Genomic DNA, 12030 nt, shown 5'->3' with positions numbered 1-12030 from the left:
TGGTCGCGCCGGCACCGGCCAGTGGGGCCCCGCGGGCGGCCACGTGGTCGCGAGCGATTGTTGCGCCGGGTGCGCAACCTGTGCCGCCGGGTGTGCGCTGATGCCGGCAGTACCGGCCGGGGTGGCGCTGGTCGCGGTCGGCGGCCTCGGCCGCCGGCAGTTGTCGCCGTACAGCGATCTCGACCTGGTGCTGGTGCACGACGGTGTGCCCGGCATGGACGAGATCGCCGCCGCGCTCTGGTACCCGATCTGGGACGCCCGGCTCGGCCTGGACCACTCGGTCCGCACCATCCCCGAGGCGCTGTCCGTGGCGCACGACGACGTCAAGGTCGCCCTCGGGCTGCTCGACGCCCGGCACATCGCCGGGGACGAGGCACTCAGCAACAAGCTCATCGCCGCCGCCGGAGACCAGTGGCGGCGTACCGCGGTGCGGCAGTTGCCGGTGCTGCACCAGGTGACCGCCGCCCGCTGGAAGGCGCACGGCGAACTTGCCTTCCTGCTCGAAGGCGACCTCAAGGAGGCCGCCGGCGGGTTGCGCGACGTGGGCCTGCTGCGCGCCATCGCGTACGCCGGGATCAGCGACGCCCTGCGACCCGCCGTACGCGCCGCCCACCTGCGGCTGCTCGACACCCGCGACGCACTGCACGTGTCCCGGGGCCGGCGGGTCGACCGCCTGGTCGCGCAGGAACGCGCCGCCGTCGCCACCCTGCTCGGGCTCGACGACGGCGACGCGGTGCTGCGCCGGGTGGCCGGCGACGCCCGTACGATCAGCCACGCCCTCGCCGACGCGTTCCGGGCCGCCGACCGGCTCCGCAGCGGACGGCTGCGCGGCCCCGACAACCGGGGCGCCGACGGCCGGCTGCTGCGCCGCCCGGTCGCCCGTGACGTGGTCGAACACGACGGCGAACTGGTCCTCGCCCGGACCGCGATCGGCGCCCGCCCCGACCCCAGCCTGTCGCTGCGGGTCGCCGCCGCGGCGGCCAGCACCGGACTGCCGATCGCCCGCGCCACCTGCGAGTGGCTTGCCGCGTACTGCCCGCCGCTGCCCACCCCGTGGCCGGCGGCGGCCCGCGCCGCCCTGATCACCCTGCTCGGCGCCGGCCCCGGCCTGGTCACCACCTGGGAAACCTGCGACCGGTACGGACTCATCGACGGCTGGTTGCCGGAATGGCCCCGGCTGCGCAGCCTGCCCCAGCACAACCCGGTGCACCTGTTCACCCTCGACCGGCACCTGGTCCAGGCCGCCGCCGAGGCGACCGCGTACGCCCGCGAGGTGGACCGGCCCGACCTGCTGCTGCTCGCCGCTTTCCTGCACGACGTCGGCAAGGGCCTGCCCGGTGACCACAGCACCGTCGGTGCCCCGATCGCCGCCTCGATCGCCGCCCGGATCGGCCTCCCGCCAGCCGAGGTGGACCTGATCGAGAAGCTGGTCCGGCTGCACCTGCTGCTGCCCGAGGTGGCCACCCGACGGGACCTGCGCGACCCGGTGACGATCTCCGGCGTGGCCGAGGCGGTCGGCGACAGCCACACCCTCAGCCTGCTGCACGGGCTCGCCCGCGCCGACGCCCAGGCCACCGGCCCGGCCGCCTGGTCGGACTGGAAGTCCCGGCTGATCGCCGAACTGGTCGGCAGGGTGCACACCGCACTGGACACCGGTGAGCTGCCCGACCCGCCGACGCCGGATCCGGCGCTGCTGGAGGGGCCGCTGCCGGCCGTACACCTGGACGGGGCGCGGGTGGCGGTAGCCGCCGCCGACCGGCGCGGCCTGCTCGCCGCGGTCGCCGGTTGCCTGGCCCTGCACCGGCTCGAAGTGCTCTCCGCCGACGCCAGCACGGTCGCCGACCGGGGGCTGGTCGAGTTCCAGGTCCAGCCCCGGTACGGCACCCCGCCCGACCCGATCGCGCTCAGCGCCGACCTGCGCCGCGCGGTCACCGGTGACGTGTCGGTGATCCAACGGTTGCGCGGCCGGGCCCTGGCCAGCCGGGGCGGCGGCGCGGCCCCGAAGGTGGTCTGGCACCGGGCCGCGGCCACCGACGCGGTGGTGCTCGAACTGCGCGCCGCCGACTCCGGAGGCCTCCTCTACCGGGTGACGAGCGCTCTGGACGAGGCCGGCGCGATCGTCCGCGCCGCCAGGATCTCCACCCTCGGCGGCGACGTAGTAGACGCCTTCTACCTGGTCGGCGACTACTCCGACGAATCAGAACGCGACCGCGTCGAAGCCGCCGTCCTCACCGCCGTCACCCCCTGACCTCCCCCGGCGCCTCATCTAGAGAAAGAGGCGTTATTCGCGCCCCGATAGGCCCTCTTTCTCGATAACAGGCGCCGGCCGAGGGTGGGGTGTACGTCCCCTGACGTATGAGGGGTGTCGCTTGGGAGGCGATGGCGGGGGGTGTTGCGGGGGACATCGTGGGGGCATGGATGTTCTTGATGAGGATGAGCTCGTCCGGACGGTCGGGCTGACCAAGCGGTACGGCGGCCGTACCGTCGTGGACGCGGTCGAGCTGAGTGTCCGGGCCGGCGAGGTGTACGGCTTCCTCGGCCCGAACGGCGCCGGCAAGACCACCACCCTGCGCATGTTGCTGGGACTCGTCCGACCCACCGCCGGTACGGTCCGGCTGCTCGGCCGTACGCCCGGCAGCCGTGATCCGCTCGCCGGGGTCGGGGCGATGATCGAGGGACCGGCGTTCTACCCGTACCTGTCCGGGCGGGAGAACCTGAAGGTGCTGGCCCGCTACGCACACGTGCCGCTGGCCCGGGTCGACGCGGTGCTGGAAACCGTCGACCTGACCGACCGGGCCGGTGACCGGTACGCCGGCTACTCGCTCGGCATGAAACAGCGGCTCGGTGTCGCTGGCGCACTGCTCAAGCAGCCCCGGCTGCTGATCCTGGACGAGCCGACCAACGGACTCGACCCGGCCGGCATGGCCGACATGCGGGCGCTGATCCGGCAACTCGGTGACGACGGCTGCACCGTACTGCTCTCCAGTCACCTGCTCGGCGAGGTACAGCAGCTCTGCGACCGGGTCGGGGTGATCGCCGACGGCCGGCTGGTCGCCGAGGACACGGTGACGCAACTGCTCGGTACGCCCGGGCTGCGGGTCCGGGCCGAACCGCTCGAACTGGCCGCCGACCGGGCCCGGAGCCTGCTCGGCGCGGACCGGGTACGGGTCACCGACGACGGTCTCGACCTGACCGTGGATCCGGAGCGGGCCGCCTGGCTGAACGCGGAGCTGGTCGGCGCCGGGGTGGCGGTCAGCGAACTGCGCCGGCACGAGCGCGACCTGGAGCAGGTCTTCTTCGAACTGACCAGGGGCGAGCAGGCCAAGGGCGAGCAGGCCAAGGGCGGGCACAAGCGTGAACTCAGCAGAGGGGAACTGGCCGATGTCAACCGCTGAACTGGCCGCGACCGGCCCGCAGGTCGGCACCGAGCGGCCGATGTCGACCGGCGCCGCCGTAGCCGGCGTCGTACGGGCCGAGACGGCGAAGCTAATTCGCCGGCCCGCCACCTGGCTGCTGCTCGCCATCACGCTGGTGCTGAGCCTGCTCTTCACCTACCTGGTCCCGTACGCGGGCTACGCCGGGGACACCGGTGGTTTCCGGGCCGACCTGGGGTTGGCCGCGTTGCTGCCGGACCGGCTCGTCGGCAACTCGATCGGCGGTCTGCCGGTGTTCCTCGGCGCCATCATGGTGATCCTCGGTGTGCTGACCGTCGGCGGCGAGTACGGCTGGGGCACCTGGAAGACCCTGCTCACCCAGGGCCCGTCCCGGCTGGCGGTGTACACCGGCAAGCTGCTCACCCTGGCCGTGGCGACGCTCGCCACCGTGCTCGCCGTCTACGCCGTCGGAGCGGTGACCAGCGCGGTCATCGCCGCCGCCGAGAACCAGGCGATCCACTGGCCGGGTCTGGGTGACCTGTTCACCGGGATCGGGGCCGGTTGGCTGGTCGCCGGTGTCTGGGCGGCGTTCGGCGGGTTGCTCGCGATCGCGCTGCGCGGGGTGGCGCTGCCGGTCGGACTCGGCCTGGTCTGGCTGTTGGCCGTACAGAACCTGCTGGCGGTGGTCGCCGCGCCACTGATCGGCTGGGTCGCCGACCTGCAGCAGGGGCTGCCCGGACCGAACGCCGGATCGCTGGTGGCCGCGCTCGGCGCCAACTCCGAGACGCCCGGCGTACAGCAGGTGGTGTCGGGTGGGCAGGCGGCTGCCGTACTCGCCGGCTATCTGGTCGGGTTCGTCCTGCTCGGCGGTGTGTACCTGCGTCGCCGTGACATCCTCTGATCCGATGGACCCCACAGATCCGACAGACCCGGTGGACGGCCGAGCGGTGCCGGGCTCGGATGTCGGCGCACCGCGACGTCGGGTGTCCCGGGCGGAGCTGGTCCGGGTGCTGCTGCCGGATCTGGCGCTGGCGGTCGGGCTGTTCGGCATCGGCCTGCTCGGCACCGGCCCGGCCGGGCACAACCAGGACGGCACCACGGCGGTAAGCGGCTGGACGTACGCCCTGGTCGGGGTGGCCGCGTTCGCCCTGGTGGTACGCCGGTACCGGCCGGTGTTGACGCTCGGGATCGTGACCGTGGTGGTCGCGGGTTACCTGGTGCTCGGTTTCCCGTACGGGCCGATCCTGATCAGCTATCTGGTGGCGGTCTACACCGTGGCGACGTACCTGCCGATCCGGCGGGCGGCGATCCTGGTCGGGGGTTCGCTGGTGCTGCTGCTGACGCACGTGTTCGTGTCGTTGGGGCCACCGCCGGGTCTGCTCGGGCTGGTGCCGGCGGCCACCCTGGGGGTGGTGCCGTTCGCGTTGGGCGCGACCATGCGGATCAACCGCGAGTCGACCGCCCGGGTCCGGACCGAGCAGGCCCGGCGGCTGGCCGACGACGAGCGGCTGCGGATCGCCCAGGAGGTGCACGACGTGGTCGGCCACGGACTCGCCGCGATCAACCTCCAGGCGGAGATCGCGCTGCATCTGCTGGCCCGGCAACCGGAGCAGGCGGAGACTGCGCTGGCGGCGATCAGTCGGACCAGCAAGGAGGCGCTGGACGAGCTGCGGGTCACGCTCGCGGTGGTGCGTACCGCCGGGGACCGTACCCCGGTGCCGGGCCTGGGTCGGGTGGAGGAGCTGCGGGCGCGTTCGGCGGCGGCCGGGTTGCCGGTCACGGTCGAGGTGAGCGGTACCGCGCGGGAGTTGCCGGCGGTGGTCGACCTGGCCGCGTACCGGGTGGTGCAGGAGTCGTTGACCAATGTGCTGCGGCATGCGGGGGCGGCGACCACGGTGGTCCGGATCGACTACCGACCGACGGAGGTGACGGTGGAGGTGACCGACACCGGGCCCGCCGGACCGGGTCCGGGGGCGGCCGGCCCGGGCGCCGGCCACGGCCTGGCCGGGATGCGCGAGCGGGTCACCGCGCTCGGCGGCGACCTGAACACCGGGCCGCGGCCCGGTGGCGGCTTCCGGGTGTACGCACGCCTCCCGGCGGAGCCCCGCCGATGACCGGCCCGGCGGGCGGGGTGATCCGGGTGCTGGTCGCCGACGACCAGGAACTGGTCCGGCTCGGCCTGTGCACGCTGGTGCGCAGCGAGCCGGACCTGCGGGTGGTCGGCGAGGCGGCCGACGGGCTGCGGGCGGTGGCGCTCGCCGCCGAGCAGCGTCCGGACGTGGTGCTGATGGACGTACGGATGCCCGGGATCGACGGGATCGAGGCGACCCGGCGGATCGTCGCGGACCCGGCCCTGTCCGGTACGAGGGTGATCGTGCTGACCACGTTCGAGCTGGACGAGTACGTCTTCGACGCGTTGCGCCACGGCGCCAGCGGCTTCCTGACCAAGGACACCAAGCCGGCCGAACTGCTCCGGGCGGTCCGGCTGGTGGCCGCCGGGGAGGCCCTGCTGTCGCCCTCGGTCACCCGCCGGGTGGTACGCGAGTTCGCCACCCGCCCGTCACGGGTGTTGAAGCCGCATCCCCGGTTGGCGGCGCTGACCGAGCGGGAGCGGGAGATCGTCGGGTTGGTCGGTGAGGGGTTGAGCAACGACGAGATCGCGACCCGGTTGGTGGTCAGTCCGGCCACCGCCCGTACCCATGTCAGTCGGGCGATGGTGAAGCTCGGCGCCCGCGATCGTGCCCAACTCGTCGTCTACGCGTACCAGTCCGGGCTGGTCGATCCGTGAGACGAGCCGGCGGTGATCGGCGGCCGGTGGCAGCGACGCGGCGGCCGGGGTGTCGGGCGGCTACCCTAGCGTTGGCCGGAAGTGTCGCTGCCGGTCCGAGTCCTGCTCGCGGAAACTAGACAAACGGGATGTTGCGCCGTGTTTGACACCTTGAGTGACCGCCTCTCCGGGATCTTCACCAAGCTCCGTGGAAAGGGTCGGCTCACCGACGCCGACATCGACGCCACCGCCAGGGAGATCCGGCTGGCGTTGCTGGAGGCCGACGTCGCGCTGCCCGTCGTCAAGTCGTTCATCGCGAACCTGAAGGAGCGGGCCCGCGGCGCCGAGGTCTCCCAGGCGCTCAACCCCGCCCAGCAGGTCATCAAGATCGTGCACGAGGAGCTGGTCGCGGTCCTCGGCGGCGAGGGTCGGCGGCTCCAGTTCGCCAAGAACCCGCCGACCGTGATCATGCTCGCCGGCCTCCAGGGCTCCGGTAAGACCACGCTCGCCGGCAAGCTCGCCCGCTGGCTCAAGGCACAGGGCCACCAGCCGATGCTGGTCGCCGCCGACCTCCAGCGCCCGAACGCGGTCGGCCAGTTGCAGGTCCTCGGGGGCAGGGCCGGCGTCGAGGTCTACGCGCCCGAGCCGGGCAACGGCGTCGGTGACCCAGTGCAGGTGGCCAAGGCGTCGATCGAGCACGCCAAGCGGGCCGCCCGCGACATCGTGATCGTCGACACCGCCGGCCGCCTCGGCATCGACGCCGAGATGATGGCCCAGGCCGCCTCGATCCGGGACGCTGTCGACCCGGACGAGGTCATCTTCGTGATCGACGCGATGGTGGGTCAGGACGCCGTACGCACCGCCGAGGCGTTCCGCGACGGCGTCGGCATCACCGGCGTTGTCCTCTCCAAGCTCGACGGTGACGCCCGAGGTGGTGCGGCGCTGTCCGTACGCGAGGTCACCGGGCAGCCGATCCTGTTCGCGTCCACCGGCGAGAAGCTGGAGGACTTCGACGTCTTCCACCCCGACCGGATGGCGAGCCGGATTCTCGGCATGGGCGACGTGCTCACTCTGATCGAGCAGGCCGAGCAGGCCTTCGACTCCGATCAGAAGGAGAAGATGACCGCCAAGCTGATGGGCGGCGAGCAGTTCACCCTGGAGGACTTCCTCGACCAGCTCATCGCCGTACGGCGGATGGGTCCGATCGCCAACGTGCTGGCCATGATGCCGGGCATGGGGCAGATGAAGGACCAGCTGGCCGACCTCGACGACAGCCACTTCGACCGGGTCACCGCGATCATCCGGGGCATGACCCCCGGCGAGCGGACCAACCCGAAGATCATCAACGGCTCCCGGCGGCTCCGCATCGCCAACGGCTCCGGTGTCACCGTCATGGACGTCAACCAGCTGCTCAACCGCTTCACCGAAGCGCAGAAGATGATGAAGCAAATGGGCGGCATGATGGGCATGCCCGGTGCCCGCCGCAAGGCGACCAAGTCGCCGAAGAACAAGCGCAAGGGCACCAAGGGCGGCAACCGGCCCCGCGTCGGCGGTCCCGCCGGTGGCTTCCCCGGTGGCGGGATGCCCGGCATGCCGCAGCTCCCGCCGGGCCTGGACCCGGGCGCCGGGCAGGGCCTGCCACCCGGCTTCAAGCTGCCGAAACTCGACTTCAACAAGCTCACCAAGCGGCCCGACGACAACAAGTGAGCCCGGCCGGGGCGCCGGGCCCGGCGCTGCACGTACGCGGGGTGCTGCTCCCCGACGACGAGGTACGCGACCTGTGGCTGGTCGGCGACCGGGTGACGTACGAGCCGGTGGCCGGGGCGCAGACGATCAACGAGGGCGGCTTCGTGCTGCCCGGACTCGTGGACGCGCACTGCCACATCGGCATCGCCCCGAGCGGGCGGCCGATCACCGGGCTGGACGAGGCCCGCGCGCTCGCCGTACCGGACCGGGAGGCGGGGGTGCTGGCGATCCGTGACGCCGGTTCGCCGTACCCGTACCCGGAGTTGGACGACGAGCCGGGACTGCCGCGACTGGCCCGCGCGGGCCGGCACATCGCCCCGCCGAAGCGCTACCTGCGTGACATCGGGGTCGAGGTGCCGGCGAGCGAGTTGCGGGCGGCCGTGGCCGAGCAGGCGGCGGCCGGCAACGGCTGGGTCAAGCTGGTCGGCGACTGGATCGACCGGGACGCGGGCGACCTGACGCCGACCTGGGACGAAGCCACCCTGACCGACGCGGTCCAGGCCGCACACCAAGCCGGCGTACGCGCAGCGGTGCACACCTTCTCCGAGTCCGCCGTCGACATCATGGTGCGGGCCGGGGTGGACTCGGTCGAGCACGGCACCGGGCTCAGCGTCGACCTGGTCGACGAGATGGCCCGCCGGGGCACCGCACTCGTCCCCACGATGATCAACATCGACACCTTCGGCGGCATCGCCGAACGGGCCGCCGAACGTTTCCCCGGCTACGCCAAACACATGCTCGCCCTGCGCGACGGCTTCCCCGAGGTGGTCCGGGCCGCGTACGAGGCCGGGGTGCCGATCTTCGTCGGTACGGACGCCGGTGGCGGGATCAACCACGGGCTCGCCGCCGAGGAGATCCTGCTGCTGCACGAGCGGGCCGGCATGTCCACCCTGGACGTCCTCGCCGCTGGCTCCTGGGCAGCCAGGGCGTGGCTCGGCTTCCCCGGCCTGGTCGAGGGCGGCCTCGCCGATCTGGTCGTCTACGCCACCGACCCCCGCACCGACCTCCGCGCCCTGCGCACCCCGAGCCGCATCGTCCTACGCGGCCAAGTCGTCCGCTGACGCATCGCCCCTTGATCCATGCGCGCTGAGGTGACTCGCTTGATCCACGCGCGCTGAACTGTTCCCAGAGCACCCAGGACAACAGCTCAGCGCGCGTGGATCAAGGGAAGCTGGTTCGCTGACCGGCGGTTGAACACCTGTGCGGCGGGAGAAGCGGTAGGTTGCCGGTGTGCTTGCTCTTGCCCTGGAGGAAATCGCCGCAGCCATAGGTGGCGTCGTCCATGATGCCGATGATCCATCCGTGTCCGTTGTGGCTCCTGTGGTGTTCGACTCGCGACAGGTGGAGCGGGGCGGCCTGTTCGTCGCGCTGCCCGGCGAGCGGGTGGACGGGCACGACTTCGCCGCTGCTGCCACCGAGGCGGGCGCGGTGGGCGTGCTGGCGTCGCGTCCGGTGGGCGTGCCGGCAATCGTGGTCGAGGACGTGGTGACCGCTTATGGCCGGCTGGCGCGGGCACTGGTCGATCGTCTCGGCAATGCGACGGTGATCGGTGTGACGGGGTCGGTCGGCAAGACTTCGACCAAGGACATCCTGGGTCAGGTGCTGGCGGGGTTCGGGGACACCGTCACCAACCGTGCCTCGAACAACAATGAGCTGGGCCTGCCGTACACGGTTACCAGGGCGACGGCCGACACTCGATATCTCGTGCTGGAGATGGGCGCTAGGGGAATCGGTCACATCAGGTATCTGACCTCGATCGCTCCGCCCAGGGTAGGCGTGGTGACCAAGATCGGATTCGCCCACGTGGGCGAGTTCGGCTCGGTCGACAACATCGTGACCGCCAAGGGCGAGCTGGTCGAAGCACTGCCCGACGATGGACTGGCGGTACTCAACGCGGATGACCCGAAGGTGCTGGGGATGGCCGCCAGGACCAGGGCGAGGGTGTTGACCTTCGGTCTCGATGACAACGCCGACGTGCGAGCCGAGGATGTAACTTCCGATGACCTTGGCCGCCCCGTGTTCCGGCTTGTCTTCGGTGCCGACCGGGCCGAGGTGCGGCTGCGGCTGTACGGGACACATCAGGTGGCGAATGCCCTCGCTGCGGCGGCCGTCGCGATCGGACTTGGCCATCCGGTCGGTGCCGTAGCAGAGGGGCTCTCGGGGGCGGAGGCGCTGTCACCCGGGCGGATGCAGGTGACCGTACGGCCGGACGGGATCACGGTCATCAACGACGCCTACAACGCGAGCCCGGACGCGATGCGGGCGGCGCTGCTGGCGCTGGCCGACATGAGCGCCCGCGATGGCCGTCGCGCAGTCGCGGTGCTCGGCGAGATGGCCGAACTGGGGGATCAAGCGACGCAGACCCATCGGGAGATCGGGGAACGGGTCGCGGGCATCGGGGCTGCCTGGCTGGTGGCAATCGGTGGCGACGGTGCGGACCAGTATGCGGCCGGCGCGTCCACCGGGAGCACGGTCGTGGATCGGGTGCCGGATGCCTCAGCGGCGCTCGGGAAGCTGCGCGTCGGACTCCGGCCGGGCGATGTGGTGCTGGTGAAGGCGGCAAACGCCGCCGGACTCCAGGCGCTCGCGCACCAGTTGACGGAGTCCGACGGCGTGCCGGTGGTCTAGTGGGGGGCTAGACCGTCTGTGATGGCGCTTTTCGGGCGGCGAGTTGGTCGATGATGACCTTCCCGTAGGTCGTGACGTCCCCGGTGCCCATGGTCAGCACCACGTCACCCGGCTTGGCCATCTGGTTCACGATCCATGCGACGTGCTTCGAGCCCATGGGCAGGGTGTAGCGGTCGTCGTCCAACCGGGTAGCGATCTGTGCCGCGTCGGCGGTGGGCCCTGTGGTCGGAAGGGTCCCGTGTACGTCGAGCAGCATGACGTGATCCGCACGCTCATTCAGGATTTCACCGATGACAGCGCCGAAGGCAGCCACGCGGGAGTGTCCGGAGGGCTGGAACGCGACGAGAACCTGACCGGCGGTCAGGGTCCGGGCGGCACAGAGGTCGGCCAATATTTCATTCGGGTGGTCGGCGTAGCTGTCGATCACCGTTACCCCGGCAACCGTCCCGAGGTTCTCGAACCGACGCCGGACTCCGGTGAACGTGGATACCGCCTGGGACGCGGCGACCGGTCCGACGCCGAGGACGTTCGTACAGGCGAGCGCTGCGATGGCGTTATGGACGTGGTGCGGGGCCGGCGTCGACAGCGCCAGCGCGACCTCCTGGCCACTGGGTAGTACCACCTCCGCGCGGAGGTTCCATCCGCTACCGGCCACGCTTGTCAGCCGGTAGTCGGCTGTGCCGCTTCGGCCGTAGCTCAGCACCCGCAGGTCTGCCCGGTACGCCGCGATGCGCGCGGCGACCTCTGCGGCCCCCTCATCGTCGGCGTTGACGATGAGGACACCACCTTTCACGATCCGCTCCGCGAACGCGACGTAGGAATCGACCAGTTCGGCGTGGGTGGCGAAGTTTTCGGGGTGATCGTCGGTCACGTTGGTGATCACGGCGATGGCCGGCGGCAGGAAGAGGAAGGAGCGGTCCGACTCGTCCGCCTCCACGACCATCAGGTCCGATTTGCCGAGCCGGGCGCCCGAGCCTGGGGCATCCAGGTCGGCGCCGATGAGGTAGGTGGGGTCCTCGCCGAGTTGGCGTAGGGCGGTGGCAAGTACGCCCGCGGTGGTGGACTTCCCGTGCGATCCGGATACCGCGATAAGCCTGCGCCGGGTGCACAGGGCCTCGATGGCCTGCGCGCGGTGGATCACAGGGATGCCTGCGCTGCGGGCGGCGTGCACCTCGTCGGCGCCCTGGGCGACGGTGGTGTAGACGACGCAGGACGCGCCCTCGATGTAACTCCGGTGGTGACCGGGGTACGTGATCACGCCAGCCGTGCGCAGCATTTCCAGGGTAGGCGAGTCGGCGATGTCGCTGCCGGTCACGCGCCGGCCGGACTCCGCAAGCAGCCGGGCCAGCCCGGACATCGCGCACCCGCCAACTCCCACGAAATGGGGTCGGTCGAGGCTGAATGGCCCGGTGTAGGCCGTGGCAACGGGGTTGCCGGTGACAGTGTCGGTCATGGTGCCGTTCTCCTTGTCATAGGCGGTCAACAACCTGATCTCGTAGAGCTGGCCCGCGTAGC

The 12030-nt window shown here is 71.5% G+C and carries 8 protein-coding genes and 1 pseudogene; 8 read left to right on the top strand and 1 reads right to left on the bottom strand.

Annotated features, from left to right (window positions below):
- Positions 1–118: 118 nt before the first annotated feature.
- The 8 genes and pseudogenes from AB0J90_RS23965 to murF form a co-directional block, all read left to right on the top strand.
- Positions 119–2248: pseudogene (locus AB0J90_RS23965) on the top strand ([protein-PII] uridylyltransferase); the annotation flags it as partial.
- 166 nt (positions 2249–2414) lie between these two features.
- On the top strand, positions 2415–3395 hold the full coding sequence (locus AB0J90_RS23960; protein WP_363599248.1) for an ABC transporter ATP-binding protein: 981 nt from the start codon (positions 2415–2417) through the stop codon (positions 3393–3395).
- A complete protein-coding gene (locus AB0J90_RS23955; protein ID WP_363599246.1) occupies positions 3382–4275 on the top strand; it encodes an ABC transporter permease in 894 nt (297 codons plus the stop codon). The genes AB0J90_RS23960 and AB0J90_RS23955 overlap by 14 nt, the downstream gene beginning before the upstream one ends.
- A gap of 4 nt (positions 4276–4279) precedes the next feature.
- Positions 4280–5488 carry a histidine kinase gene (locus AB0J90_RS23950; protein WP_363599244.1) on the top strand — a complete coding sequence of 403 codons (1209 nt, stop codon included), beginning with the start codon at positions 4280–4282 and terminating at the stop codon, positions 5486–5488.
- A gap of 17 nt (positions 5489–5505) precedes the next feature.
- Positions 5506–6162 carry a response regulator transcription factor gene (locus AB0J90_RS23945; protein ID WP_363599264.1) on the top strand — a complete coding sequence of 219 codons (657 nt, stop codon included), beginning with the start codon at positions 5506–5508 and terminating at the stop codon, positions 6160–6162.
- Positions 6163–6300: 138 nt separating this feature from the next.
- On the top strand, positions 6301–7848 hold the full coding sequence (ffh, locus tag AB0J90_RS23940; RefSeq protein WP_363599242.1) for a signal recognition particle protein: 1548 nt from the start codon (positions 6301–6303) through the stop codon (positions 7846–7848).
- A complete protein-coding gene (locus tag AB0J90_RS23935; protein ID WP_363599240.1) occupies positions 7845–8948 on the top strand; it encodes an amidohydrolase family protein in 1104 nt (367 codons plus the stop codon). The genes ffh and AB0J90_RS23935 overlap by 4 nt, the downstream gene beginning before the upstream one ends.
- A gap of 169 nt (positions 8949–9117) precedes the next feature.
- Positions 9118–10515 (top strand): UDP-N-acetylmuramoyl-tripeptide--D-alanyl-D-alanine ligase, encoded by a 1398-nt coding sequence (murF, locus tag AB0J90_RS23930; RefSeq protein WP_363599238.1) that lies wholly within the window; start codon positions 9118–9120, stop codon positions 10513–10515.
- A gap of 7 nt (positions 10516–10522) precedes the next feature.
- On the opposite strand, the gene murC is transcribed toward murF, so the two are convergent.
- Complete coding sequence (gene murC, locus AB0J90_RS23925; RefSeq protein WP_363599236.1) at positions 10523–11968, bottom strand: UDP-N-acetylmuramate--L-alanine ligase; 1446 nt, start codon at positions 11966–11968, stop codon at positions 10523–10525.
- Positions 11969–12030: the final 62 nt, after the last annotated feature.

The organism is Micromonospora sp. NPDC049523, from assembly GCF_040676775.1.
Taxonomy (GTDB): Bacteria; Actinomycetota; Actinomycetes; order Mycobacteriales; family Micromonosporaceae; genus Micromonospora_G.
The sequence above is the reverse complement of the archived record's forward strand: the minus strand, read 5'-3'. Positions and strand labels throughout refer to the sequence as shown.